25 protein-coding genes are annotated in these 24456 nt (G+C 69.4%); 13 read left to right on the top strand and 12 right to left on the bottom strand.

The genetic code is table 11. The features are described from left to right. The gene (locus ACYVIO_RS20285; RefSeq protein WP_460652406.1) at positions 1 to 141 is read left to right on the top strand and encodes a hypothetical protein; all 141 of its coding nucleotides are present in this window, start codon (positions 1 to 3) and stop codon (positions 139 to 141) included. On the opposite strand, the gene ACYVIO_RS20280 is transcribed toward ACYVIO_RS20285, so the two are convergent. Both ACYVIO_RS20280 and ACYVIO_RS20275 read right to left on the bottom strand, forming a co-directional pair. Next, positions 125 to 331, bottom strand: a complete 207-nt coding sequence (locus ACYVIO_RS20280; protein ID WP_460652405.1) for a hypothetical protein — start codon at positions 329 to 331, stop codon at positions 125 to 127. The genes ACYVIO_RS20285 and ACYVIO_RS20280 overlap by 17 nt on opposite strands. A gap of 88 nt (positions 332 to 419) precedes the next feature. After that, positions 420 to 1208 carry an alpha/beta fold hydrolase gene (locus tag ACYVIO_RS20275; RefSeq protein WP_460652404.1) on the bottom strand — a complete coding sequence of 263 codons (789 nt, stop codon included), beginning with the start codon at positions 1206 to 1208 and terminating at the stop codon, positions 420 to 422. Between the two features lie 112 nt (positions 1209 to 1320). On the opposite strand from ACYVIO_RS20275, the gene ACYVIO_RS20270 reads away from it, so the two are divergent. After that, complete coding sequence (locus tag ACYVIO_RS20270) at positions 1321 to 3462, top strand: fibronectin type III domain-containing protein (protein WP_460652403.1); 2142 nt, start codon at positions 1321 to 1323, stop codon at positions 3460 to 3462. Positions 3463 to 3522: 60 nt separating this feature from the next. After that, the gene (locus ACYVIO_RS20265; protein WP_460652402.1) at positions 3523 to 4257 is read left to right on the top strand and encodes a DUF427 domain-containing protein; all 735 of its coding nucleotides are present in this window, start codon (positions 3523 to 3525) and stop codon (positions 4255 to 4257) included. Here ACYVIO_RS20265 and ACYVIO_RS20260 read toward each other — a convergent pair. The 3 genes from ACYVIO_RS20260 to ACYVIO_RS20250 are packed head-to-tail and all read right to left on the bottom strand — an operon-like array spanning position 4254 to position 5818. After that, the gene (locus tag ACYVIO_RS20260; RefSeq protein ID WP_460652401.1) at positions 4254 to 4640 is read right to left on the bottom strand and encodes a MerR family transcriptional regulator; all 387 of its coding nucleotides are present in this window, start codon (positions 4638 to 4640) and stop codon (positions 4254 to 4256) included. The two genes, ACYVIO_RS20265 and ACYVIO_RS20260, sit on opposite strands and share 4 nt — an antisense overlap. A 5-nt stretch (positions 4641 to 4645) precedes the next feature. Further along, complete coding sequence (locus ACYVIO_RS20255) at positions 4646 to 5419, bottom strand: SDR family NAD(P)-dependent oxidoreductase (protein ID WP_460652400.1); 774 nt, start codon at positions 5417 to 5419, stop codon at positions 4646 to 4648. A gap of 18 nt (positions 5420 to 5437) precedes the next feature. Beyond that, positions 5438 to 5818: a winged helix-turn-helix transcriptional regulator gene (locus ACYVIO_RS20250; RefSeq protein ID WP_460652399.1), complete on the bottom strand. Its 381-nt coding sequence runs from the start codon at positions 5816 to 5818 to the stop codon at positions 5438 to 5440. A gap of 93 nt (positions 5819 to 5911) precedes the next feature. On the opposite strand from ACYVIO_RS20250, the gene ACYVIO_RS20245 reads away from it, so the two are divergent. The 3 genes from ACYVIO_RS20245 (at position 5912) to ACYVIO_RS20235 (ending at position 10838) form a co-directional block, all read left to right on the top strand. Then, positions 5912 to 7231 carry a nuclear transport factor 2 family protein gene (locus ACYVIO_RS20245; RefSeq protein WP_460652398.1) on the top strand — a complete coding sequence of 440 codons (1320 nt, stop codon included), beginning with the start codon at positions 5912 to 5914 and terminating at the stop codon, positions 7229 to 7231. A 35-nt stretch (positions 7232 to 7266) separates the two neighbouring features. Beyond that, positions 7267 to 8457 carry a mandelate racemase/muconate lactonizing enzyme family protein gene (locus ACYVIO_RS20240; protein ID WP_460652397.1) on the top strand — a complete coding sequence of 397 codons (1191 nt, stop codon included), beginning with the start codon at positions 7267 to 7269 and terminating at the stop codon, positions 8455 to 8457. A 158-nt stretch (positions 8458 to 8615) separates the two neighbouring features. Next, on the top strand, positions 8616 to 10838 hold the full coding sequence (locus tag ACYVIO_RS20235) for a bifunctional SulP family inorganic anion transporter/carbonic anhydrase (RefSeq protein WP_460652396.1): 2223 nt from the start codon (positions 8616 to 8618) through the stop codon (positions 10836 to 10838). A 131-nt stretch (positions 10839 to 10969) separates the two neighbouring features. Here the strand turns inward: ACYVIO_RS20235 and ACYVIO_RS20230 are convergent, their stop codons facing one another. Further along, on the bottom strand, positions 10970 to 12961 hold the full coding sequence (locus tag ACYVIO_RS20230; RefSeq protein WP_460652395.1) for a S41 family peptidase: 1992 nt from the start codon (positions 12959 to 12961) through the stop codon (positions 10970 to 10972). 180 nt (positions 12962 to 13141) lie between these two features. Here ACYVIO_RS20230 and ACYVIO_RS20225 point away from each other — a divergent pair, with 180 nt between their 5' ends. The 3 genes from ACYVIO_RS20225 to ACYVIO_RS20215 all read left to right on the top strand — a co-directional run bounded on the left by ACYVIO_RS20225 (position 13142) and on the right by ACYVIO_RS20215 (position 15728). Further along, entirely contained in the window at positions 13142 to 14335 is a 1194-nt protein-coding gene (locus tag ACYVIO_RS20225) for a hypothetical protein (RefSeq protein WP_460652394.1), read from the top strand. A 10-nt stretch (positions 14336 to 14345) separates the two neighbouring features. Continuing rightward, positions 14346 to 14777, top strand: a complete 432-nt coding sequence (locus ACYVIO_RS20220) for a hypothetical protein (RefSeq protein WP_460652393.1) — start codon at positions 14346 to 14348, stop codon at positions 14775 to 14777. A gap of 246 nt (positions 14778 to 15023) precedes the next feature. After that, a complete protein-coding gene (locus tag ACYVIO_RS20215; protein ID WP_460652392.1) occupies positions 15024 to 15728 on the top strand; it encodes a M50 family metallopeptidase in 705 nt (234 codons plus the stop codon). An 86-nt stretch (positions 15729 to 15814) separates the two neighbouring features. Here ACYVIO_RS20215 and ACYVIO_RS20210 read toward each other — a convergent pair whose 3' ends face one another. Then, positions 15815 to 16846, bottom strand: a complete 1032-nt coding sequence (locus tag ACYVIO_RS20210) for an aldo/keto reductase (RefSeq protein WP_460652391.1) — start codon at positions 16844 to 16846, stop codon at positions 15815 to 15817. Between the two features lie 115 nt (positions 16847 to 16961). On the opposite strand from ACYVIO_RS20210, the gene ACYVIO_RS20205 reads away from it, so the two are divergent. Then, the gene (locus ACYVIO_RS20205) at positions 16962 to 17465 is read left to right on the top strand and encodes a mycothiol transferase (protein ID WP_460652390.1); all 504 of its coding nucleotides are present in this window, start codon (positions 16962 to 16964) and stop codon (positions 17463 to 17465) included. Here the strand turns inward: ACYVIO_RS20205 and ACYVIO_RS20200 are convergent. Genes ACYVIO_RS20200 through ACYVIO_RS20190 form a run of 3 tightly spaced genes read right to left on the bottom strand, consistent with a single transcriptional unit; the run spans position 17451 to position 19572 of the window. After that, positions 17451 to 18560 (bottom strand): hypothetical protein, encoded by a 1110-nt coding sequence (locus ACYVIO_RS20200; protein ID WP_460652389.1) that lies wholly within the window; start codon positions 18558 to 18560, stop codon positions 17451 to 17453. The genes ACYVIO_RS20205 and ACYVIO_RS20200 overlap by 15 nt on opposite strands. Next, positions 18560 to 19426 (bottom strand): exodeoxyribonuclease III, encoded by an 867-nt coding sequence (locus ACYVIO_RS20195; RefSeq protein WP_460652388.1) that lies wholly within the window; start codon positions 19424 to 19426, stop codon positions 18560 to 18562. Before ACYVIO_RS20195 ends, ACYVIO_RS20200 begins: the two co-directional genes overlap by 1 nt. Further along, positions 19417 to 19572, bottom strand: coding sequence for a hypothetical protein (locus ACYVIO_RS20190; RefSeq protein ID WP_460652387.1), 156 nt, complete (start codon positions 19570 to 19572; stop codon positions 19417 to 19419). The genes ACYVIO_RS20195 and ACYVIO_RS20190 overlap by 10 nt, the downstream gene beginning before the upstream one ends. Before the next feature lie 70 nt (positions 19573 to 19642). On the opposite strand from ACYVIO_RS20190, the gene ACYVIO_RS20185 reads away from it, so the two are divergent. Both ACYVIO_RS20185 and ACYVIO_RS20180 read left to right on the top strand, forming a co-directional pair. Continuing rightward, entirely contained in the window at positions 19643 to 20251 is a 609-nt protein-coding gene (locus ACYVIO_RS20185) for a TetR/AcrR family transcriptional regulator (RefSeq protein ID WP_460652386.1), read from the top strand. 17 nt (positions 20252 to 20268) lie between these two features. After that, positions 20269 to 21531 (top strand): alpha/beta fold hydrolase, encoded by a 1263-nt coding sequence (locus ACYVIO_RS20180; RefSeq protein ID WP_460652385.1) that lies wholly within the window; start codon positions 20269 to 20271, stop codon positions 21529 to 21531. Here the strand turns inward: ACYVIO_RS20180 and ACYVIO_RS20175 are convergent. Next, complete coding sequence (locus ACYVIO_RS20175; protein ID WP_460652384.1) at positions 21517 to 22353, bottom strand: AAC(3) family N-acetyltransferase; 837 nt, start codon at positions 22351 to 22353, stop codon at positions 21517 to 21519. The genes ACYVIO_RS20180 and ACYVIO_RS20175 overlap by 15 nt on opposite strands. A gap of 105 nt (positions 22354 to 22458) precedes the next feature. Between ACYVIO_RS20175 and argG the strand changes: the two genes are divergently transcribed. Then, positions 22459 to 23898: an argininosuccinate synthase gene (argG, locus tag ACYVIO_RS20170; protein WP_460652383.1), complete on the top strand. Its 1440-nt coding sequence runs from the start codon at positions 22459 to 22461 to the stop codon at positions 23896 to 23898. Between the two features lie 156 nt (positions 23899 to 24054). Here argG and ACYVIO_RS20165 read toward each other — a convergent pair whose 3' ends face one another. Then, entirely contained in the window at positions 24055 to 24438 is a 384-nt protein-coding gene (locus ACYVIO_RS20165) for a TIGR03618 family F420-dependent PPOX class oxidoreductase (protein ID WP_460652382.1), read from the bottom strand. Positions 24439 to 24456: the final 18 nt, after the last annotated feature.

The following is a 24456-nucleotide window of genomic DNA, read 5'->3' as shown; positions in this document are numbered from 1 at the left end:
GTGTTGGCCGACCAGCCGGCCTGCAGCCCCCAGACCGCGCCGAGCGTGAACGGGTTGGCGTTGCAGTCGTCCGGGTACGGCGACGTGTCCGGCGCGTCCGGCCGGGTCCGCGACCCTTCGCCGTTCAGGCAGAAGGACTGATCGCCGACTTGCCGGCCACCAGGTGCGTCCCGAGATCGAGATCGACGCCGTAGTCCGGGAACCGGTCGAGCGTGACCTCGGTGCTCCCGGCCACGATCTTCAGCGGCGGTTCGGCGGACTGCTGCTGGGCTGCTGCGCCACTCGCCCCCGCGGTGACCAGCGTCAATGAAGCGGCTGCGGCGAGCAGCACGTTTCGCCTTGAAGTCTTGATGATCCGTCCCCTCCTAGATGGATATCTACTCCAGGTGGGACGACGGTCGCGGACCGTTAAGTTTGTCTCAGTTGTTCAGCAGTTCGATCACACACTCCGGTTGCTCGCGCCAGAACAGATGTCCTGCCCCTTCGAGCAGCTCCAGCCGCGCACCGGGGATCAACCGAGCCAACCGCTCACCTTCGGTCGACAGGATCATCTGGTCGGCGGTCCCGTGGATCACCAGCGCCGGTACGTCGATCGCCGGCAATCGGTCGACCGCGTCGTGCTGCAACGCCGCCTGGAACTGCATCCCGACCACCGGCACCGGGACGCGCGCCGCCAGAGCATCTTCCTGGTACGCCGCGAAGTGCGCCGGATCGGCCGCGAACCCGGCCGACAGGTTCACCTCGAACCCGGTCCGCAGCACGGTCGCCTCCCGCCCCGACCGCATCGCGGCGAGCAGCAACTCAGGCCCAGGGCCGATGCCTGCAGCGCCCCGCGCGGAGTCCCCGCGGCGTACGCCGGTCCCCACGCCCGGCGACGTACAGCCCAAGGTCAGGTGCCGGACCCGCGAGCGATGATTCAGCACCAGCTCCTGCGCGACCATCCCGCCGAGCGAGATCCCGAACACGTGCGCGTCGGCCCACCCAGCCTCGTCCATCACCCGCGCGGCGTCGTCCGCGAGGTCCGCCGTACTGAACTGTCCCTCGGCGCGATCGCTCGTCCCGATCCCGCGCTGGTCGAAGGTCAGCACCTCGAAATGCTTCGCCAGCCCGGCCAGGAACGGCTCGCCCCAGATCCGGTGGTGACCGGCCATCCCCATGATCAGCAGCAGCGGCTCGCCGGAGCCCCGGCGTTCGGCGTACAGGTGCATACGGCGAACCCTACGCAGATTATCGGGCCTTGTTACTTGACCCCGTAAATTTATCCATCCTAGGCTCGGCCGCACTCGCCCCGCTCCCGCCTCGAGACGGAGGAACTCCCCCATGCCTCTCCCCACCGGCCGAAAACGCCGTGCCGCGATCGTGGTCACCGCGGCTGCCGCCCTGGTATCGGCAGCCGTAGCGATCGCTCCCGCCGACGCGAGCACGCCCCCGGTCTCCCAGCCCGGCCCGAAGCCGGCGCTGGTCGAGCCCGACTCCGCCTTCCAGGGCATCGCGCCGATCGAGGCGCCGAAGGCCAAGGCCGCCGTACCGGCCAAGCATCCGCAGGTCGCGGCCAAGCCGTACCTGGGCTGGAGCAGCTGGAGCCTGCAGTCGACCAACTACCCGGGCGTGAACCCCGACGGCCCGGGCAGCTTCATCAGCGAGAAGAACATCCTCGCCCAGGCCAACGCGATGGCGACCAAGCTCAAGCCGTACGGCTACGAGTACGTCAACATCGACGCGGGCTGGCAGCTCGGCGGCGACGAGTACGGCCGCCCGACCGCGAACCTCGCCCGCTTCCCGCGCGGTATGAAGGCGGTCGGCCAGGACATCCACCGGCTCGGACTGAAGTTCGGCATCTACACCGTGGTCGGCCTCGGGTTCGACGTCTACCGCGAGGGCAACACCCCGATCTACAACGCACCGGGCTGCTTCACGCGCGACATCGTCTACCCCGACCTGCGCACCACAAACGGCTGGGACCAGGCGTACAAGATCAACTACTCGAGCCCGTGCGCGCAGAAGTACGCCGACTCGATCGCGAACCTGTTCGCCGACTGGGGCGTCGACTTCATCAAGATGGACGGCGTCGGTCCCGGCTCCTGGAAGGGCGCGCCGGACGACCCGAACCACAACAACACCGAGGACGTCGAGGCCTGGTGGCGCGCGGTCCAGAACGCCGGCCGCCCGATGATGTACACGCTGTCGTGGTCGCTCAGCCACCGGTACGCCGAGACGTGGAAGGCGAACTCGAACGGCTGGCGGATCGACACCGACGTCGAGTGCTACTGCGACACGATCGTGCGCTGGAACGGTTCGCTGGTCGGCCGCTGGTGGGACCTGCCGCAGTGGGTCGACGACGCCGGGCCGGGGCACTGGAACAACCTGGACGCGATCAACGTCGGCAACGGCGAGATGGACGGCATCACCGAGGTCGAGCGGCAGAGCTCCATGACGTTCTGGGCGATGAACGCCGCACCGCTGTTCATCGGCGACGACCTGACCAAGCTCGACCCGTACGGGCTGAAGCTGCTGACCAACCGCGAGGTGATCGCGATCAACCAGGCCGGCGTCCCGGCCCGGCCGCTGAACCAGGACCAGCTGCAGCAGACCTGGTACGCGAAGAACCCGGACGGCAGCGTCACGGTCGGCCTGTTCAACCTGGCCGACACCGCCGCGACCGTGACCGGCGACTTCGCCCAGCTCGGGCTGTCCGGCAAGGCGTCGGTCCGCGACGTGTGGGCCGGGCAGACCTCGCGCAACGTCTCCGGCAAGGTCAGCGCCGCGCTGCCCGCGCACGGGTCGAAGCTCTACAAGATCACGCCGAACCAGGCGGCGGCGCCGAGCCGTCCGGCCGATCTGACCGTCACGGACACGAGCCGTACGACGGCCGCGCTGACGTGGCAGCCGAGCACCGGCGCTTCGTCGTACAAGGTGTTTGCCAACGGCAAGCAGGTGGCGACCAGCTCGTCGACCTCCGTCATCGTCGCCGGGCTGTTGCCGCAGACCTCCTACTCCTTCGAGGTGTTGGGGGTGAAGGGCAACAAGTTGTCGGAGGCGAGTGCGTCGACGACGATCCTGACCGCGAAGTCGGGCGGTGGTCCGGTCCGGTACGAAGCGGAGGCCTCGACCAGCACCTTCACCGGCAACGCGAGCGCCGGCGACTGCACCTTGTGCTCCGGCGGCAAGAAGGTCGGCAACATCGGGTACGACGCGTCGGTGACGCTGAACGGCATCACGGTGCCGACGACCGGCACGTACCTGGTGAAGATCGCCTACACCGACGGTGACACCAGCCGGCAGAGCATGCTGACGGTGAACGACGCCGACTCCTACTGGGTGAACTACCACGGCCTCGGCGACAACGACTGGGGAACACCGCAGGTCACCTACCTGCCGGTGAAGCTCAGCGCCGGGACCAACGCCCTGAAGATCAGCAACCCGAACGGCTACATCGCTGACATCGACTGGATCACGGTCTAGCCCTGCTCCCGGTGGGGCCGACCTTTCGCGGGTCGGCCCCAGCGGGCTTTACTGGGCTGCATGAGCGGCTACCCCGAATCGATCGTCCCGACCGGGCCCGTGCCGGTCTCCCGCCGGATCCGCGCGCTGCACGACGGCAAGTTCGTGCTCGACACCCTGAACGCGGTCTACGTCTGGGAGTTCCCGCCGTACCCGCAGTACTACCTGCCGGCCGTCGACGTCGCGGACGGCCTTCTGACCGACACCGGCGAGACGCGCACCTTCCACCACGGCGAAGCGCGGGTTCTGCGCGCCGGGTCGGGCACTGCCTGGCAGTACGACGAGGGCGAGCTCGCCGGCCTGGTCCGCTTCGAGTGGGACGCCGTCGACAGCTGGTTCGAGGAGGACGAGGAAGTCTTCGTCCACCCGCGCAACCCCTACGCCCGAGTCGACGCCCTCAAGTCCGGCCGCCACGTCCAGGTCTCACTCGACGGCGTAGTACTGGCCGACTCCACGTCGACCGTCATCGTCTACGAAACAGGCCTCCCGCCGCGCTACTACTTCCCCCGCACCGCCGTGTCCTTCGCGCACCTCGAGCCCACCGAAACCGCCACGTCCTGCCCGTACAAGGGCCACACCAGCCAGTACTGGTCCATCCGCACCACCAAGGCCCTGTACGACGACCTGGCCTGGTCCTACAACTTCCCCACCGCGCCTCTGTTGCCAGTCGCCAACCACATCGCCTTCTTCAACGAAAAAGTCGACCTCACCCTCGACGGCATCGCAGTAGACCGCCCGATCACGCCGTTCTCCTAGCCGCTCAACTCGTCGATCAACTGCTGGAAGTGCGGGCACTCGGTGAAGTCCGGGGACTTGCAGGCGAGGGCGTGGGCGAGGAGTCGTTGGGACTCCTGGGCCTGGCGGATCTGCTCGTCGAGGCGGGCGTGCTGCTCGGCCAGGACGGCGCGGCGCGTGGGGCCGTCGGGTGCGTCAAGCATCTCGCGGAGGCGGGCGAGCGACAGGCCGGCGGCTTTGCCGCGGCGGATCACCACCACGCGCGCTACGTGCGACTCGTCGTACCGGCGTTGGCCGGAGACCCTGGTGACCGGGGTGAGCAGGCCAACGTCTTCCCAGTGCCGCAGGACGTGGGTCGCGACGCCGCAGCGAGCGGCCAGGGCGCCGATGCTCAGCAGCTTCATCTGGTTCAGATCGCCGACGTGACGCCGCCGTCCATCGGGATGACCGCGCCCGTCACGTAGCTGGCGCGAGGGGAGGACAGGAAGACGGCCAGATTCGCGACCTCGGACGGTTCGCCGGCGCGGCCGAGGGGGATCTCGGCGACCATCTCGGACAGGAGCTCGTCCTTGGGCCGACCGGACGCCCGTACGGCGGCCTCGAGGCCCTCGTCGACGCGGCCGGTGCGCGTTAGACCGGGGTTGATCACGTTCACCCGGACGCCTTGCCCGGCGTACGCCTTCGCGTAGCCGACCGACGCGAGCATGAGCGCCGCGTTGGCCGCGCCGCCGCCGATGTGCAGCGGGTTCGCCTGCCGGCCGCCCTGGCCGACCACGTTCACGACCGAACCGCTGCCGCGCTCGGCCATCCCGCGGATCACCGCCTCGGTGGCGTGCATGTACGTGAAGTACTTGGCCTCCATCGCCGCGTGCAGCGTGACGCTGTCGAGCTCGTCGACCGGCGTACGGCGAGCAGCCCCCGCGCAGTTGATCAGGATGTCCGGGACGCCGATCCGCGCGAACACCGCGTTGGTCGCCTCGGCATCGGTCAGGTCGACGGCCTCGACGGCGTACTCGAGGCCCTTCGCCTTCAGCTCGGCCTGCGCCTTCGCGAGGTTCCCGGGATCACGGGAGATACCGGTGACCTGCACACCCTCCCAGGCCAGCGCCTCCGCGCAGGCCAGCCCGATGCCCTTGCTCGCCCCGGTGACGACCGCGGTCTTGCCCGACAGTTGCAGATCCACTGGTTCTTCCTCCGGGGTTCAGTCGCGCGCGTCGTACTCGTTGCGCGCGGCAACGATCTCGTCCATGTGGTCGTAGGCCCAGGAACGCATCGTGGCGACCGCGATGCCCAGGCTCCGGCCCAGCGGAGTCAGCGTATACGTCACGGTGACGGGCACCGTAGGAATTACGTCACGGTGGACGACCCCATCGCGTTCGAGGTGCCGAAGCGTCTGGGTGAGCATCTTCTGGGTGATCCCCTCGATGGCCGCCTTCAGCTGGCCGGACCGCAGCGTGCCCTCGCGTTCCAGCGTGGTGATGACGAGCATCGTCCAGGTGTCGCCGATCCGGCCGAGCACCTGACGGGTCGGGCAGGCACCCTTATTGGCGTCCCACCTGCCGCTGACCTGGTCGGTATCCATTCGGTGCCTAGAGCAGTAGGAAGTGCTGTCTTCCACGAGCCGCGATCCGGTCCGTAGCTTCGTTGGCGAGTCTATCGACGAAGGAGAAGAGCCGTGAAGGCAGTGGTACCGGCAGGCCCGGGGCAGGTCGAACTGGCCGAGGTGGACGAGATCGAACCGGCGCCGAACGAGCTACTCATCGAGGTCGCCGCGTTCTCGATCAACCGGGGTGAGACGTTCCAACTGGAGAAGCCCCGGCCCGGGTGGCGTCCGGGCAAGGACATCGCCGGCGAGGTGATCCGGTCGACGCCCGATGGTCCACCGGTCGGCACGCGAGTGGTGGCGCACCTGCCGCACTCGGGCTGGGCCGAGCGTGCTGTCGCGCGGACCGCGCAGGTCGCCGTACTGCCTGATGAGATCTCGTACGAGCAGGCGGCAGCCCTGCCACTCGCCGGGCTGACCGCTCTCAGACTGCTCCGTACGGCGGGCGCCGTCATCGGCCGGCGGATCCTCCTCACCGGCGCGTCCGGCGGGGTCGGGCACTACTTCACCGAGCTCGCCGCGTCCGCCGGAGCGGAGCTCACCGCAGTGGTGGGCTCCCCCGAACGCGGCGCGCGACTGCTCGAGCTCGGCGCGATGGAACTCGTGTACGACGTCGCCGACGCTCGCGGTCCGTTCGACCTCGTGCTGGAGTCGGTCGGTGGCACGAGCCTGCCGGTCGCCCTTTCGAAGCTCTGCCCCGGCGGCACCCTGATCTGGTTCGGCCAGGCCAGCCGGCAACCGGTCGAGTTGAACTTCTTCGACTTCTTCACCGCGCCCGAGGCGGCCGTGATCCGCCACTTCCATTACGACCTCGGAATCCCGGACGGCCCCGACCTGGCGACGCTCGTCCGGCTCGTCGCCGCCGGTCGCCTGCACCCCGAACTCGGGCGGATCGCCGACTGGACCACCACGGACGCCGTACTCGGGAAACTGCGCGACCGCCGCATCCGCGGCAATGCCGTACTGACGACAAGGAGACCAGAGATGACCAGCAAGGACCCGAAGACCGTGGTGACCCGGTACGTCGAGGCGGTGGCGGCGGGTGACCTGGCAACGATCCGGACGAGCTTCTCCCCCGACGTCGAGTGGACGTACCCCGGCGACCTGCCGCTGTCGGGGACCTGGCGCGGCCGGGACTCGGTGATCGACGACTTCCTGGGCTCCGCGGCCGGCAAGCTGTTCCGGGCTGACCAACCGGTGGTGATCGAGCTGACCAACCTCCTGGCCGACGGCGAGCAGGTCTTCGCCGAGTGGACCGCCCAGGCGACCGCCCTGTCCGGCGCCGCGTACGACAACCGGTGCGGCGGCGTCTTCACCGTGCGGGACGGCCGGATCGTGGCGGTGCGCGAGTTCCTCGACACGGATCACGCCCGCCGAGTGCTGTTCAGCTGACAGGATTGCGGTAGTCGACGGGAAGGACGCCGGGGATGAGGATCACCGCGGTCGAGACGGTCAGGCCGAGCATCCAGCCGAACATCGTGTTCGTGCTGCTGCACACCGACGACGGGCGGACCGGTCTGGGCGAGGCGTTCTTCGGCGGCCGGACGGTCGAGTCGTACCTGCACGAGTCGGCCGCCGAGGTCCTGCTCCGTGCCGCGGACCCGACGCCGGAGTCGATGGCCCGCGCGCTCGCGTCGTACACGGGCTTTGCCGGGGCCGGAGTCGAGACGCGCGGGAACGGCGCGGTCGATCTGGCGCTCTGGGATCTGGTCGGCCGGCAGGCCGGGCTGCCGCTGGTCCGGCTGTTCGGCGGGCCGGTGCAGGAGTCGTTGCCGACGTACAACACCTGCGCGGGACCGGGCTACATCAGTACGAGTACGAGGCAACGATCGGACAACTGGGGGGTGCCGGCAACGACTCCGGACCGCTGGGACGATCTCGATGCCTTCCTCAACCGTCCGGCCGCGCTGGCCCGCGACCTGTGGGACGAGGGCATCACCGGGATGAAGGTCTGGCCGTTCGACCGCGCGGCCGAGGCGACCGGCGGGACGGACATCTCGCCCGCCGAGCTGAGCCGAGGGCTGGCCGTTCTGGAGGCCATTCGCGCGGAGGTCGGCTTCGACATGAAGCTGATGGTCGAGCTGCACGGGCTGTGGAACCGGCGCGGTGCGACGACCATCCTGCAGGCGCTGACCGAGTACCGGCCGTACTGGGTCGAGGACCCGATGCGTCCCGACGCCGTCGACGCCCTGGCTTCACTGAGGCGCGATGTCGACGTACCGATCGCGACCGGCGAGACGCTCGTCGGCCGCCGCGGCTTTCTCCCGTTGCTCGAACGAGGCGCGGTCGACGTCGTCACCGTCGACGTCCAGTGGACCGGCGGACTCACCGAAGCGCGCAAGGTCGCGGCACTCGCCGACACGTACGGCGTACCGGTCGCTCCGCACGACTGCACCGGCCCGGCGACGCTGGCCGCGTGCGTACACCTGACCCAGTCGGTGCCGAACGGCCTGATCCAGGAGACCGTCCGCGCCTTCCTGCGGACCTGGTACGCCGAACTGGTGGACGGCTTGCCGCCGATCGTCGACGGCCGGATCGCCGCGACCGATGCCCCCGGCCACGGTGTCGTGCTCAGGGCCGACGTGGATGCCGAGCGCCGGGTCACAACGCTGCCTTAGGCAACGATTTCACCACTACTCCGGGCGATCTGAGCCCAGGGCAACAAATCGAGGGTCGTCGGCTCTTGAACGGCTGGGTACTATGAGTAACGAGATCGACACTCTTTGTTTCGACGCCTGATGCACTCGCACCGACGCCGGAGGGACCCGTGCCGACCATGTCCAGAACGCAGTCCAAATCCCATTCCCCGCCTTCGCGCGAGCCTGCTGTCGAACAGGTTGCGTGGAGGTCCATCGTCCGTCATGACCTACCGGCCTCGCTGGTGGTCTTCCTGATCGCAATCCCTTTGTCCTTGGGGATTGCCGCAGCATCCGGGGCGCCGCTGATCGCGGGCCTCGTGGCCGCCGTCGTCGGTGGCGTGGTCGCCGGTGCACTCGGCGGCTCCCCTCTCCAGGTCAGCGGCCCGGCCGCAGGCCTCACCGTTGTCGTCGCCGGACTGGTCAGCCAGTACGGCTGGGCCGCCACCGCGGGCATCACCTGCGCGGCCGGCCTGGTGCAGATCCTGCTCGGTGTCACCCGCATCGGCCGGCTCGCACTGTCTCTTTCTCCCGCCGTCGTGCACGGCATGCTCGCGGGCATCGGCGTCACGATCGCCGTCCAGCAGCTCCACGTCGTTCTCGGTGGACGGGCGCAGAGCTCGCTGATCGCCAACCTGGCCGGGCTTCCCGACCAACTGCTCGCACACCACGCCGGGTCGGTCCTCGTCGGTGTGCTGACAGTGGTCATCCTGCTCGCCTGGCCGCGGATCCCGAAGGTGAAGATCGTTCCGGCTCCGCTGGTCGCGGTCGTCGTCGTCACCGCGCTGGCCGCTCTGTTCATGGTCGACGTCACCCGCGTCGACCTGCCGGACAACCCGCTGCAGGAGCTGATCCTCCCGGCGATGCCGTCCGGCAGCGTGCTCGACATCGGGACCGCGGTGCTGACCGTTGCCCTGGTCGCCAGTGTCGAGTCGTTGCTCTCAGCCGTTGCCGTGGACAAGCTTCACCGCGGCAAGCGCAGCAACCTGGACCGCGAGCTGATCGGCCAGGGCGCCGCGAACGCAGTCTCCGGCGCACTCGGCGGGATGCCGGTCACCGGCGTCATCGTCCGCAGCTCGACCAACGTCGCGGCCGGCGCGAAGTCCCGGGCCTCGGCGATCATGCACGGCCTGTGGATCGCGGTCTTCGTGCTCGCGGCCGGCGCCATGCTGGAGCTCATCCCGATGGCCGCTCTCGCGGGCGTGCTGCTCGTCACCGGGCTCCGGCTGGTCCAGCTCGCCCACATCCGCACCCTGCGACGTCACGACGAACTGCTCGTGTACGTCGTGACCGCGGCCGGCGTGGCGGCGCTCGGCCTGGCCGAAGGGGTGCTGGCCGGGCTGGTGCTCGCGCTCGGGCGGGTGCTGTATCGGTTGGCCAGGGCAACAGTCACGGCGACCGAGGAGAACGGCGTCTGGACCGTGCGGATCCAAGGCACGTTGGTGTTTCTCGGCGTCTCGTCACTGGTCCGGACGTTGCGGACGATCCCGGCCGGCGCCGACGTACGGGTGAAGCTCCAGGTCGATCACCTGGACCACGCGGCGTACGAGGCGATCGAGGACTGGAGCCGCGGGCACGTCGCGCGCGGCGGGACGGTCGAGCTCAACCGCTCGGCGTTCCGGGCGGCGCTGCAGGGCGATGCGAAGCGCCGGCTGCCGTGGCAGCACGAGCAGGTCGTGCCCGCGCCGGACCAGCGCGTCTCGATGCTGGACGGGATCCGCGAGTTCGAGGAGTCGGCCGACCTGATCCGGCCGATGATGGCGAAACTCGCCGCCGACGGGCAGAAACCGACGCAGCTGTTCATCACCTGCGCGGACTCCCGGATCGTGCCGAACCTGATCACCACGTCAGGTCCCGGCGAGCAGTTCTGCGTCCGCAACGTGGGCAACCTGGTCCCGCCGTACGGATCGAACAGCAACTCCGTCGACGCCGCCGTCGAGTACGCCGTCGACGTCCTCGGCGTCACCTCGATCGTCGTCTGCGGCCACTCCCACTGCGGCGCCGCCGGCGCCGCGCTGGACAGCACCGCCGACGACGGCTCCGGCCTCCGCACCTGGCTGCGCCACCTGGAGCCGTCAGTACGCCGAGCCGTCGCCCTCCCCGACATCGTCGACCCAGCCACCGGCGTCAAACTAACCCCCGCCGACAAGCTGTCCGTCGCCAACGTCGCTGTCCAACTCGAGAACCTCCGCACCTTCGCCTCAGTCCGCAAAGCCGAAGAAGCAGGCCGCCTGCAACTCACAGGCCTCTGGTTCGACATCGGCGCCACCGCCGCCCGCCTCGTCATCGAACACGCCCCCTACCTGGTCCGAGCCGACGAACAACTGGCCACCGCCAACACCCCCGCAGACGCCGACCTCTGAGGTCACCGGTGGGTGCGCGCCCTCGCGCACCCACCGGAAACTCTCGGCCAGGCTCACTCAACATCTCTTTCCGGCCGCAGCGGCGGCCGACCCTTGGCAGCCTCGCCGGCCGCATCGCCGCCCACAGCAAGTCAGACGGACACCCTTCGGGAAGCGACCAGCTGACCACCAGAGAACGCATCAGCCCGCAGCAACTGACCGACCGACACCTCGACGATCTCGATCGCGATCGGCACGCCCACCAGGTCCTCCGAGCTGATCGGCCGGTCGTCGAGGTACAGGTCGACCCGATCGATCCCCTCCACCTCCAACCCAACAGTCAACGTCGTACCAGTCATCGACGTACTGACCGAGAGCCGCCGTCGAGGCATCCCCGCCAGCATCGCCCCCGCCGCCTCCAGCAGATCAGCATTGCCCGACAACAGATCAGCCCGAGTCATCCGATGGATCGCATCCGGCCGCACGCCCACATCCTCAACAGGCGTCCCCGACAGCTCCCCCACCCGCAGCGTCCGCCGGATCGCCACCCGCAGGTTCGCCCCGTTCGGCAGCGCGACGTACGGCGAAGTCGGATCGGCCGGCGGCGGCTCGTTCAGCAGCGTCGCCAGCAACCCGTGCGTCCACACGTTCGCCCCACCAGCACCGGTGTTGTCGTCGACCCCCAGAATCATCCCGACCTGATGATCCGCGAACCCCGCCGCGAAGATGTCCGTCGCCGAGTAGCACCGAGCATCCGTCACCAGCACCACCGGCCCGTAGTACGTCTGCCCGACCTCGTTCGCCCCGTCGTCCGGCGTGATCGGCTTCGCCGCCGAGTACGCCGCACCGGTCTCCGTCGCCAGATCCAACGAGTCGAACCACGGTCCAAGATCGATCCCCGAGGGATTGTCCTTGTGCCGCCGGCAGATCCGCAGGTTCAGCGCCGTACTGATGAACTGCACCGGCTCCGGCGCGATCCGCCGCGGCGTCATCGTCTGCAACGTGAACTCGCTCGCGTAGATGTGCCCCCCACCGTTGTCCCGTACGTCGACGATCAGGCCATCCTGCGGCAGCGCAGCAGCCAGCCGGACGAACTCGTCCCGGAACCCCACCGGATCCGTCACGCTGAACGTGAAGATCCGCAGATGCCCGTACGTCCCGTGCGACGTCGTCACCGCCCGAGCCCGGAACACCCCAGGCATCGTCGTCGGCAGATCCGCCGCCCCCACCGCAACCGGCGCCGCCAGCGCAGCGGAGCTCTCCCCCCGCTCGAGATCAACCACATCCCGTACGTACAAGACCTTCTTCGCCCGCGACTTCTCGTCGGAATCCAGGTCGAGCCCCATCGACGCCGACGCCTCGGTGATCGCGTCGAGGTCCGTCATCGGCGGCAAGTTCGTCGTCACCTTCCACTGCTCGCGCAGCTCCTGCGCCGACCCGTCCAGACCGGTGTAGGTCAGCGTGACCCAGTCCTCGTCCGGTGGCGCCTGGATCACCAGCGGCCGCAGCGTCAGCGACTCCAGCCCGCGCGCGAGATTCGCCGCATCGTTGCTCCCCGCGAACACAGCGCCGTTCAGCGCGGCAGCCCGCGCGATCGGCGTACCGTTCCAGTGCGTCACCTCCGCCCCCGGCCCGAACTGCGGCGCACTGTAGCCGGTGACCATCCGCGTGATCAGGTAGTGCTCGCCCACCGTGTCGAAGCACTTCTCGATCATGAACGGCAGGTACGCGACCTTGCCCGCGAACGGCGCCGGCAGCAGGTAGTTGGTGTGCAGGTCGCGGACCGAGTGGAAGATGCTCGACATCTGCCGGTGGAAGATCCACTCGGCCTCCATCGTCGCGTCGGTCTGGCGTTCCATCCGGGCCCGCAGCACGCGCAGCCGCTGCAGCGGGTTGACCGCGTGCATCGCGGCCTTCAGCGGCAGGTGCACGTAGTTCTCGCCGAGCAGCAGCAGCGACTGGTCGACCAGCAGCTTGCGCTGGGCGAGCGTCAGAGTGCCGGCTCCGGTGAGGAACTGCGGCAAGGGTACGGCGGCCGCCTGCTCGGCCTTCGGGGCTCGACTTGCCTTCCGGGCAACGGCCTTCCCGGTGGTTCGCTGCCGGGTCGTCGGCTTCTTGGTGACGGTCTTGCGCGGTTCGGTCATGACATCCCCCAACGGGCGCGCCCCTCCCCTGGGCGTCGCGATCTGTCCACCGTCCGCCGCCGGTACTTCCGTGTCAACGCCTCGGCTCCCGACGAGTCGTCCCAGAACGTTGGCCCGGTGCGTTGTGCTGGTGCGTTGTCCTGGTGGCCAACCCTCGCGAACCCGGTCAGCATCGACAGCATGCGGATCAGTCGTTTGTTGGTCACGATCGCCCTCGTCACCGGCCTGCTCGGCGCACCCCCGGCTGCGCAGGCCGCCCAGGCCGCCCAGGCCGCCGCCACCTTCCCAAGGATCGACGCGTCCGGGTTCCAGCTCGTGCAGGGCAGCACCTTCGCGACGTACGGCGCGCGGATCGCCGCGCTGGAGACGAAGCCGCAGCTCGCGCCGGTCGGCGTACCGGAGGTGCTCGCCGCATCGAACCGGACCGGGCGCGCGCTCTGCCACACGACGTACCTGAACGCCGCGCTGAACCCGCAAGGTTTCTGCTGGCAGGACGGTGAGGACGACGACGAGAACGTCTGGATCCCGCAGGGCGTCACCGGCTCGGGCGACGCGCAGCGGAGCGGCGGCGCGCGGCGGGTGATCGCGGCGACGTGGCACAACGCGGACGACACCGCGATCCGGGTGTCGTTCCTGGACGTCGCGACCAACAAGTACCGGCACGTCCTGCTCGTCGAGCCGACCTCCGACACCAACTTCGCCGCGATCACCGGGCACGGCCACGGCCTGTACTGGTCGGGCAACTATCTCGTCGTCGCGACCAGCGGATCCGTGCTGCGCGTCTTCGACCTGCGGCATGTCTGGCGCACCGACACCACCAGCGAGGTCGTCGGACTAGGTGCCGACGGCAAGTACCACGCGCGCTGGCACGCCTTCGCGCTGCCGCAGATCGGGGCCTACTGGTACGCCGGAGGCGGTGGCTGTGCCGCGTCGACCGGCAACCGACCGTGCTTCTCCAGCCTCGCCCTCGATCACACCGGATCCTTCGTCAGCGTCGAGCACACCACGCGCGGCGGCGGCCGGATCGTTCGCTGGCCGCACGACCCGGCGACGGGTCTGCCGAAGTCGAACGCGGCGGGCGTCGTACAGGCTTCCGAGGCGCTCGCCTCTCCCGTCTGGGGCATGCAGGGCGCGGTGTCGTCGGGCAACAGCTTCGTGATCACCGGGGTCTGTCCCGAGTACGCCGACAACATCGGCGACGGCGTCGACTACCCGAGCTGCCTGCACCGCGGCACGGCCGGAGCGTCCACTTCGGTCTGGACCAAGGCCCCGAAGAACACCGAGAACCTGTCCCACTGGCCGGCCACCAACGAGCTCTGGCTGATCAGCGAGCAACTCCGCGAACGCGTGACCGTCCACATCCCCTGGCAGTAGCGTGCCGAGGGTGGAGCCACCCTTCGTCGACGAACACTCGCGAACCATCCCGTACCCACGGCACGTGGTCTGGCAAGCCCTCAACGAACACGCCACCGGCGACCTGCTGATCGGCCCACACAACCCGCTGGCGCTGATCCTCGGCACGAAACCACGCGGCGGCTTCGAGATCACGGAAAGTGTCGAGAAGCAACGACTTGACCTGGTCGGCCGCCACCACTTCTCCACCTACTTGCTGCGCTTCGAGCTCGCCGACGAAGAATCCGCGAGCACCGCCGAGGCCGGGCCAGCCGCGACCAAGCTGAGCGCCCTGACATTCGCCGCCTTCCCCGGCCCGCACGGGCGGATCTACCGCCTGCTCGTGATCAGCTCCGGCGCCCACGCGCTCGCAACTCGCGGAATCCTGCGCTCGGTCGAGCAGCTCGCCGAGCGAAGCATTTGAACAACGCAGTCCCCACCGCCAAGACAACAAGTAGTCGCCGAACCCCCACCCAGCTGCCCAAAAACACTCCCCAGCGCCGAGTCCAAAACCCCAAACCACCGCACCTAGCCGCCCACCTCAACCCCCGCGGCGGCGCCCGCACATACCTCCCCCCACCCACGCCCGTCGCCGCATCAGCGCCCGCACATACCTCCCCCCATTCACACCCCATCGCCGGGTCAACCACCCGCCTGTCAGGATGTCCCGGTGATTGACGTTTGGGACAACATCACGTCCGTGCAGGCCGATCCGTCGATCCAGGTCGTGATCGGCACCGGCGTCGCGGCGCTGCTGCTGATCGCGTGGCGACCGGTCTGGCGGCACACCCGCCAGGTCGTGACGATCGCGCACGAGGGCGCGCACGGGCTGATCGCGCTGCTGGCCGGCCGCCAGCTCGCGGGGATCCGCCTGCACTCGGACACGTCCGGCGTCACCGTCTCGCGCGGCAAGCCGGACGGCCTCGGCATGGTCGCCGTACTGCTCGTCGGCTACCCGGGTCCCGCGTTGTTCGGCCTTGCCGCCGCGTTCGTCCTGAGTCGCGGGTACGCCGTGGGGCTGCTGTGGGGACTCCTGCTCGCGCTGGTCATCCTGCTGCTCCAGATCCGCAATCTCTTCGGGCTCTGGTCCGTGCTCGTCTTCGGCGCTGTCGTGTTCGGCGTGTCGTGGTGGGGCTCCGAGCAGGTGCAGTCGGCGTTCGCGTACCTGCTCACCTGGTTCCTGCTGCTCGCCGCGCCGCGCGCCGTACTCGAGCTGCAGCGCTCCCGCCGCCACGGCGCCGGCCGCAACTCCGACGCCGACCAGCTGCGCCGCATCACCGGCGTACCGGCCATCCTCTGGGTCGGCGTCTTCGGCCTGATCACGCTCGCCTGCCTGGCCCTGGGCGTGCTCTGGTCGGACGTCCTACCGACCTGAGCACACCCAGCTCTGAGCCTCCAGCGACAAGCCTCGCCTCAACGACTTGAGTCGAGGCGCGCGTGCTCCCGCCGCCAGCTGCCTACTCAGCCGCGGCCGCCCGCGATCGGCCGGTCGCGCTGCTGCACGCCCGGTACGCCGTACGGGTAGTCCGCCGCGCCCGGGTCGCTCGCCTCGTCGAGCTGCTTGCGCTCCTCCTCGGTCAGGTGCAGGTCCGCCGCCGCCAGGTTGTCGTCCAGCTGCTCGAGCGTCCGCGCCCCGAGGATCACCGACGTGATCGCCGGCCGGTCCACCAGCCAGGCCAGCGCGATCTGCGCCATCGAGATCCCGCGCGCCTCGGCGATCGCCCGCACCGCGTCGACCACCGCGCGAACCCGCTCGTTCTTGCTCCGCCGAGCCCACGCCTCGACGCCACGCTCCGGGTTCTCCCCGAGCCGGGTCGAGCCCGTCGGCGCCTCGTCGAACGAGTACTTGCCGGTCAGCCAGCCTCCACCGAGCGGCGACCACGGCAGCAGGCCGAGCCCGTTCTCCTGCGCGGCCGGCACGATCTCCCACTCGATCTCGCGGACCAGCAGGTTGTACTGCGGCTGGAGCGTGACCAGCGGCGACCAGCCCTGCCGGTCGATCAGGTCGCACGCCTTCTGCAGCTGCCAGCCGGTGAAGTTCGACAGACCGCCGTACGCGATCTTGCCGGCCCGGACGGCGTCCTCCAGGAAGCTGAGCGTCTCCTGCAGCGGGGTGATCGGGTCCCACGCGTGCAGCTGGTACAGGTCGATGTGGTCGACGCCGAGCCGCTGCAGCGACTCGTCGAGCGCGCGCCGCAGGTGCCGGCGGGAGGTGCCGACGTCGTTCTGCCCGTCGCCGGTCGGGAACCGGCCCTTCGTGGCCAGGACGACGTTGTCGCGGGCGGAGCTCTTGGCCAGCCAGGTGCCGACGATCTGCTCCGACACGCCCGCGGAGTACACGTCCGCGGTGTCGATCAGCGTGCCGCCGGCCTCGACGTACCGGTCGAGCTGCTGGTGCGCGCCGGCCTCGTCGGTCTCGTTCCCGAACGTCATGGTGCCGAGCGCGTACGTCGAGACGACGGTGCCGCTCGCACCGAGGGTGCGGTATTCCACAGCTGCTCCTTCAGGGTCTGGTACCGCTCACAGTAGAACGTTTCAGCCGCCGGTGCGCGAGACCGTCCACAGGCCGGAGTACGGTGACAGAAGTCCGTGTGATGGAGGGAAGAAGATGAACACCAGCGCACTTCTCATCGACGCGTTCGGCCGGATCCAGGAGGTCGTGCACGAGACCGTCGAGGGGCTGTCGGACGACGTCCTGAGCACCCGCCCGAACGACGCGGGGAACTCGATCGCCTGGCTGGTCTGGCACCTGACCCGGATCCAGGACGATCACCTGGCCGATGCCGGCGGCTACGAACAGCTCATCACCGCCGACGGCTGGCACGACCGCCTCGGCCTGCCGTTCGACCCGTCCGACACCGGCTACGGCCACACTCCCGAGGACGTTGCCGCGGTCAAGCTGTCGGCGTCGCAACTGACCGGGTACTACGACGCCGTGCACGCCCGCTCGGTCCAGTACCTGGAGACCGTGACCGACGACGAGCTCGAGCGCGTTGTCGACAAGCGCTGGGACCCGCCGGTCACGCTCGGCGTCCGGCTGAACAGCGTCCTGTCCGACGACCTCCAGCACGCCGGCCAGGCGGCGTACGTCCGCGGTCTACTCGGCGGCTGACTTCCAGAGCGTGCTGCCGGCGATCAGGTAGAGCGTGCGGCCGACCAGCCGCGCGTCGGTGACGTCACCCGTCGGACCGTCCGAGGTCTTGACAGTCCAGGCGCCGTCCGCGCCGCGCAGCACCTTCACCTGATTGCCGTCAGCAACTACTTGGAGGAGCTGGTCGCCGTCCAGGATCGGTGGCGGCAGCGGCGTCTTGTCACCGACAGCGACGTCCGGCAGACCTTTCAGCCGCCGCGCGCTGTCCGGCTTCGCCGGGTCGAACTGCCACATCGCCAGCTTGCCCTCGACCCAACCGGTCACCGTGCAGAGCTTTTCGCCGCAGGTCACCCGCTGCCCGTGGCTGCGTTCGCCGCCCTCCGGCAGCGCGAAGCCCGACCACCCGTCGTTCAGCCGCTGCGACTTCCACACCGCGGCCTCCTGCCGTACGACGTTCGGCGCGAGCCGCACCTGCGACCCGGTCTGCACGATCGAGTCGCCGAGAACAGTCGCGTCTCCCGGTCCAGGCAGCAGCCCCGGCGTACTGCGCAGGACAGTGCCCGCCGAGTCCTGCCGGATCCACTTGGTCCCCGTCGGCAGCCAGACCGCCGCGTCCAGTCCTGACGTCCTGGAGGCCCACGCTCCGAGCAACGCCTGCCCGGCGGGCGCGATCACGGCCGAGTACAACGTGCCCGCGTCCGGCCCGCCGAAGGTGTTGAACTCCTGCGGCAGCTCCTGCACCTCGGTGGTCGTCCCGGTCCACACTGTCCAGCGCACGTTGGAGTGCGCGCCGCCCGCCGCTCCGCCGAGCGCGAGCACGCGGCGGCCGTCGTACGCGATGGACTTCCAGATCGCCAGGGCGGCGTACGGGCTGCTCGCGTTGGGCGACAGCTTGACCTCCTGCTGCGTGTCCCCCTCGACCAGCACCAGCCGCGGCACCACCTTGGCGTTCCGGTCGCGCAGTCCGACCAGCAGTTGGTCGCCGTGCCCGGTGAGCACGACCGGCTCGGCCGGCAGCTTCACCTGCGACCAGGCCACCGGCTGAGCCTGCGGCTTGTCGTCACTGCAGGCAGCCGTGATCAGCAGCAGTACGACGAGCAGCAGAGCTCTGCGCATCAGCGGTTCTGCGGCAGCTTGGTGGTCCGTTTGCGAGCGCCGCGCGGGTTCGACGGCGGCGGTACGACGGGACCGATGTCGCCGTCCGGCGCGACGTCCAGGTCGATGATCACCGGCGCGTGGTCGCTCGGCCCGGTCCCCTTGCGTGCCTTCCGATCGATCCAGGCCGCCTTCACCCGCTCGGCGACCGGATCCGACGCGAGCATCAGGTCGATCCGCATCCCCAGGTCCTGGTGGAACATGCCGGCGCGGTAATCCCAGTAGCTGAAGACGCGCTCGGTCGGCCAGCGATCCCGTACGACGTCGTGCAGCCCGGTCGCGAGCAGCGAGGCCAGCGCCTCCCGCTCCGGCACGGTCACGTGCGTCGAGCCGACGAACGCCGCCGGGTCGAACAGGTCCGCGTCCGCCGGCGCGATGTTCATGTCACCGCACACGATCTGCTCGGCCGGTCCGGCCGCGACCACGTCCCTGAGCGCCTTCAACCACGCCAGTTTGTAGACGTAGTGGTCCGAGTCGGGCTCGCGCCCATTCGGCACGTACAGCGAGTGGATCCGGATCCCGCCGCACGTCGCCGCGACCGCCCGGGCCTCCGGATTCGGGAACCCCGGCGCCCCGGCCACGCCGGTCACCACGTCCTCGATCCCGACCTTCGACAACAGGGCGACACCGTTCCACTGCACTTCGCCGTACAGGGCAGCCTCGTACCCACGCCCCGCCAACTCCTTGCCCAGCAAGGCGGTGAACGCGTCGTCGGCCAGCTTGGTCTCCTGCAGGCAGACGACGTCCGGCTCCCGCTCGTCCAGCCAGTCGAGCAACCGCGGCATCCGCTGCTTGACCGAGTTCACATTCCAGGTAGCTACGCGCACCCGCCTACCGTAGCCCGGCTCAGTTCCGTTCGGTGGTGAGTTGCGTCCGCCTGTGGAAAGCCCTCTTCCTCGGCAGCACCCCACCAGAACTCCGCCGCCGTCTCGAGCTGCTCGAACACCTCGACCGACTCCTCCAGGTAGTACACCTGCTCCTCCTCGTCGCGTCGATCTCATAACCATACTCGGTATGAGTTTGAGTTGGGTATGATTTTTCCCGTGGAAGGTCGTCGGGAACGAAAGAAGGCCGCGCTCCGTCAGCACATTTCGGACGTCGCGACCGCGCTGTTCGTCGAGCGCGGGTTCGACCGAGTGTCGGTGTCGGAGGTCGCCGAGGCCGCCGACGTCGCGCGGCCGACCGTGTTCGCGCACTTCCCGCGCAAGGAGGACCTGTTCTTCGACCAGTACCCGGAGACCGAGGCCCAGCTGGTCAGCGCCGTACTCGATCGCCCACCAGGCGTGTCGCCCGTGCGCGCGATCGCCGACCGGGCGCTCTTCCTGGCCTCGCAGGAGTCGCCGCCGTTCCTGGTCCGGCCGCACCAGGCGCTGTTCTTCCGGATCGTCGCGGAGTCCCGACCGCTGCAGGCTCGCGCGCGCGAGATGGCCGAGCAACTCGAGGACGCGATCGCGATGGCGATGGAGGCCACCGGAGTCCGGCAGCCGCGGCTGGTCGCGGCACTCACGACAGCGGCGTACCGGACCGCCCATCTCGAGTCCGTACGGCGAGTTCTCGCCGGCCAGGACGCGCTCGATCACGTCTTCCGGGTGCAGACCGCGCTCGGCGTCGTCGATCAGGCTGTGGAAAACGATCCGGCCTTCGTGCGCTGATCCGGGACAATGGGCGGGTGGCCAGAATCCCGGGACTTGTGCTGACCGATCACACCTTCACCGTGCCGCTCGACCACGAGCGGCCGGACGGTTCGACGATCGAGGTGTTCGCGCGCGAAGCCGTCGCGCCGACAAAGGTGGGCGACGACCTGCCCTGGCTGGTGTTCCTGCAGGGCGGGCCGGGCGGCGCGTCACCGCGGCCGACGAGCGGCAGTGGCTGGCTCGAGCGTGCGACGCGTGAGTTCCGGGTGCTACTGCTCGACCAGCGCGGGACCGGTCGCAGCACGCCGGTCACCCGTCGTACGGCGTTGTCGATGGAGCCTGCCGAGTTGGCGGCGTACTTGAAGCACTTTCGCGCGGACTCGATCGTGGCGGACGCCGAGTTCATCCGCGGGCAGCTCAGCCCTGGCAAGCCGTGGTCGACACTGGGCCAGTCGTACGGCGGGTTCATCACGCTGACCTATCTGTCGAAGGCGCCCGCGGGCCTGAAGGCCTGCTACGTCACCGGCGGCCTGGCCGGCATCGAGGCGACCGCGGACGACATCTACACGCGCACGTATCCGCGCGCCAAGGCCAAGACGCTGCGCTACTACCGCCTCTTCCCCGAGGACGTCGCGAAGGTCCGCCGCATCGCGGACCACGTGACCGCCAACGACGTCCGCCTCCCCAACGGCGACCGCCTGACCGTCGACCGCTTCCAGACCCTCGGCTTCGGCCTCGGCATGAGCGAGTCCGCCGAGTCCCTGCACTGGCTGATCGACGAGGCCTGGGACGGCGACGAACTCTCCGACGCTTTCCTGTACGGCGCGATGGCGCGCACGGATCACACCCTCAGCCCGCTGTTCGTGGTCCTGCACGAATCCCTCTACGGCCAGGACGATCGCCCGACCAACTGGGCGGCGTCCCGCGTGATGCCGGCCGAGTTCGCCCCCGCCGCCGAGCCGTTCCTCTTCACCGGCGAGATGATCTACCCCTGGATGGTCGAAGACCTGGGCGGCCTCCGCCCCTTCGCCGAAGCCGCCAACCTCCTCGCCGCCGCCACCGACTGGACCCCGCTCTACGACCCCGCGGTCCTCGCCACCAACCGCGTCCCCGTCGCCGCCGCCATCTACCACGACGACATGTACGTCGACGCCAACCTCTCCATAGAAACAGCCTCCCGCGTAGGCAACGTCACCACCTGGATCACCAACGAGTACGAACACGACGGAGCCCGCGCGTCCGGCGGCGCAGTCCTGGATCGCCTCATCAAACTCGCGAACGACCTACCGCCGGTCTGAGAAGTTCCCCTCGATCCACCCTCGCACCGCCACGACAGTCCGGCGGGCGTCGAACACCCAGACGCCCGCCGCACCGATGCGCCCCTGCACGCCGGCGCCCGCAGCAACAGCCTGCTGCGCGAGGTTCCCCACCGCGCTCCCCGCCCCGTACGGCAAAGCCCCGTAGAAGGTGTCGAGCGTTGTGTAGTCGCGCCAAACCTCGCCCGCACCGGCCCGAACCGGCATCCGATAGCTGTGGTACCGCTTCCCCGCGACGTCCGCGATCGCCTCCGCGTGATGGCACAAGGTCAACGTCTTCAACGGCGCCCCCAGCATCAACACCTTCCCCCCGACCGCCACGAGCCGCCCCAACGTCCCGTCCGCTCCCCACGGATCCTCCACGTCCACGATCAACTCGCCGGCCCGCGCACCGAGCGCCGCAAAGCTCACTTCCGGGTGCGGACTCCTGATCGCGCCCGGCCAGGTCCTGAGCCGCTCCGGGAACCGCCCGAAGTCCCGCCGCGCCGACGAGACCGCGGGGTCGAACCCGGGCAGTTCGCCGTACGCCGTCTGCCAGCGCCGCGGCCAGAACGCCACGTGGTACGGGCTGTCGTCCCACCCACAGAACGCCACCAACGTCCCCTCGGCGCCGACCACGTCCCGCAGCGCCCGGACGACGGTGTCGATCCCGCCGACCACCCACCCCAGCGCCGACAGTCGCACGTTCACCATCAGGACGTCCCCCGGCCCTACACCCAACTCACCGACCCCGCGCGCGATCTGTCCTCGCGTCACCGGCGAGAAGTCCGCGTCCTCCAGCAACTCGGCCCCAGGAAATGCCATACCCCCAGCATCCACCGGTCACCACCCACCCGGCCGCCGATTTCCGTCACACTCACCCCCGCGCCGAGCTTGCATGATCATGCAGGAGACTGCATACTTATTCTCATGTCCAAGGTGATCTCCTCTCTGCCCGTCGGCGAACGCGTCGGCATCGCCTTCTCCGGAGGGCTCGACACGTCGGTCGCGGTCGCCTGGATGCGCGACAAGGGCGCCGTCCCCTGCACGTACACCGCCGACATCGGCCAGTACGACGAGCCCGACATCGGGTCGGTGCCCGGCCGGGCGAAGGCGTACGGCGCCGAGATCGCCCGCCTGGTCGACTGCCGGGCGGCGCTGGTCGAGGAGGGCCTGGCCGCGCTCACCTGCGGCGCGTTCCACATCCGCTCCGGCGGCCGGGCGTACTTCAACACCACCCCACTGGGCCGCGCCGTCACCGGCACGCTGCTGGTCCGCGCGATGCTCGAGGACAACGTCCAGATCTGGGGCGACGGCTCGACGTACAAGGGCAACGACATCGAGCGGTTCTACCGCTACGGCCTGCTCGCCAACCCGAACCTGCGGATCTACAAGCCGTGGCTCGACCCGGCGTTCGTCACCGAGCTCGGCGGCCGCAAGGAGATGAGCGAGTGGCTGCTCGCCCACGAGCTGCCGTACCGCGACAGCACCGAGAAGGCGTACTCCACCGACGCCAACATCTGGGGCGCCACCCACGAGGCCAAGACGCTGGAGCACCTCGACGCGGGGATCGAGACCGTGCAGCCGATCATGGGCGTCGCGTTCTGGGACCCCGAGGTCGAGATCCCCGCCGAGGACGTCACGATCGGGTTCGAGCAGGGCCGGCCGGTGACGATCAACGGCAAGGAGTTCGGCTCCGCGGTCGACCTGGTGATGGAGGCCAACGCGATCGGCGGCCGGCACGGCCTGGGCATGTCCGACCAGATCGAGAACCGGATCATCGAGGCGAAGAGCCGCGGCATCTACGAGGCGCCGGGCATGGCGCTGCTGCACGCGGCGTACGAGCGGCTGGTGAACGCGATCCACAACGAGGACACCGTCGCGTCGTACCACAACGACGGCCGGCGGCTCGGCCGGTTGATGTACGAGGGCCGCTGGCTCGACCCGCAGTCGCTGATGCTGCGGGAGTCCCTGCAGCGCTGGGTCGGCGCCGCGATCACCGGCGAGGTCACGCTGCGGCTGCGGCGCGGCGAGGACTACTCGATCCTCGACACCACCGGCCCGGCGTTCAGCTACCACCCCGACAAGCTGTCGATGGAGCGCACCGAGGACTCCGCGTTCGGCCCGCTGGACCGGATCGGCCAGCTCACCATGCGCAACCTCGACATCGCCGACTCGCGCGCCAAGCTCGAGCAGTACGCCGGCCTGGGCATGATCGGCACCGCCCACGCCGAGCTCATCGGCACCGGCATCCCCCAGCTGATCGGCGAAATGCCCGAAGGCGGCGCCAACCTGATCGCCTCCCGCGGCGAGGTCGACGAAGAAGCCGCCCTCCTCGACCGGGCCGCGATGGAGTCGGGCACCGACTGACCCACGGCGGTCAACGCATCGCGGCCGGTCAACTGACCGGCCGCTGTGCTGTCACCTTGTGCACGGCGGCCGGCTGACCGGCCGCTGTGCCGGCACTTTGTGCACGGCTCGGTTGTCGTGCGGCCGAGTCCGTGGCTGGGCGGTGCTCAGAGTCGCTCAGCCGACACCGACGGCCTGGTGGGTGGGCTCGATGACGGCGACGACGCGCTCGTCGCCGCGGGGGTAGGGCTGGCCGGCGTACTTGATGGCGAGCTGGTCGACGATCTCCCAGGCGGCGTCGCCTTCGAGCCACTCGACGACCTGGCCCCGGATGACGACCGGCTCGAACGGGTTGTCGGCGGGGGCGATCGACAGCGCCAGGCGAGGATCGCGGCGGAGGTTGCGCGCCTTGCGGTTGCCGGGGCCGGTGAACAGCACGACGTGTTCGCCACGCGTGCCGACGTACACGGGGACCGAGTGCGGTGAGCCGTCGGCGGAGACGGTGGCCAGGTGGGCGATCGACGTGCCTTCGAGGACACGGCGTACGACGGAGTCGAGCATGAGGTGCTCCTTCGACAG

It is taken from the genome of Kribbella endophytica (assembly GCF_054781295.1).
The sequence above is the reverse complement of the archived record's forward strand: the minus strand, read 5'-3'. Positions and strand labels throughout refer to the sequence as shown.

Bases quoted from the DNA above. Each gene is read 5' to 3' on its own strand.
- ACYVIO_RS20240 (WP_460652397.1), top strand. From the start codon at position 7,267: ATGAGGATCACCGCGGTCGAGACGGTCAGGCCGAGCATCCAGCCGAAC.
- ACYVIO_RS20165 (WP_460652382.1), bottom strand. From the start codon at position 24,438: ATGCTCGACTCCGTCGTACGCCGTGTCCTCGAAGGCACGTCGATCGCC.
- ACYVIO_RS20205 (WP_460652390.1), top strand. From the start codon at position 16,962: ATGAACACCAGCGCACTTCTCATCGACGCGTTCGGCCGGATCCAGGAG.
- ACYVIO_RS20230 (WP_460652395.1), bottom strand. From the start codon at position 12,961: ATGACCGAACCGCGCAAGACCGTCACCAAGAAGCCGACGACCCGGCAG.
- ACYVIO_RS20270 (WP_460652403.1), top strand. From the start codon at position 1,321: ATGCCTCTCCCCACCGGCCGAAAACGCCGTGCCGCGATCGTGGTCACC.
- argG (WP_460652383.1), top strand. From the start codon at position 22,459: ATGTCCAAGGTGATCTCCTCTCTGCCCGTCGGCGAACGCGTCGGCATC.
- ACYVIO_RS20175 (WP_460652384.1), bottom strand. From the start codon at position 22,353: ATGGCATTTCCTGGGGCCGAGTTGCTGGAGGACGCGGACTTCTCGCCG.
- ACYVIO_RS20265 (WP_460652402.1), top strand. From the start codon at position 3,523: ATGAGCGGCTACCCCGAATCGATCGTCCCGACCGGGCCCGTGCCGGTC.
- ACYVIO_RS20225 (WP_460652394.1), top strand. From the start codon at position 13,142: ATGCGGATCAGTCGTTTGTTGGTCACGATCGCCCTCGTCACCGGCCTG.
- ACYVIO_RS20250 (WP_460652399.1), bottom strand. From the start codon at position 5,818: ATGGATACCGACCAGGTCAGCGGCAGGTGGGACGCCAATAAGGGTGCC.
- ACYVIO_RS20275 (WP_460652404.1), bottom strand. From the start codon at position 1,208: ATGCACCTGTACGCCGAACGCCGGGGCTCCGGCGAGCCGCTGCTGCTG.
- ACYVIO_RS20235 (WP_460652396.1), top strand. From the start codon at position 8,616: ATGTCCAGAACGCAGTCCAAATCCCATTCCCCGCCTTCGCGCGAGCCT.
- ACYVIO_RS20260 (WP_460652401.1), bottom strand. From the start codon at position 4,640: ATGAAGCTGCTGAGCATCGGCGCCCTGGCCGCTCGCTGCGGCGTCGCG.
- ACYVIO_RS20200 (WP_460652389.1), bottom strand. From the start codon at position 18,560: ATGCGCAGAGCTCTGCTGCTCGTCGTACTGCTGCTGATCACGGCTGCC.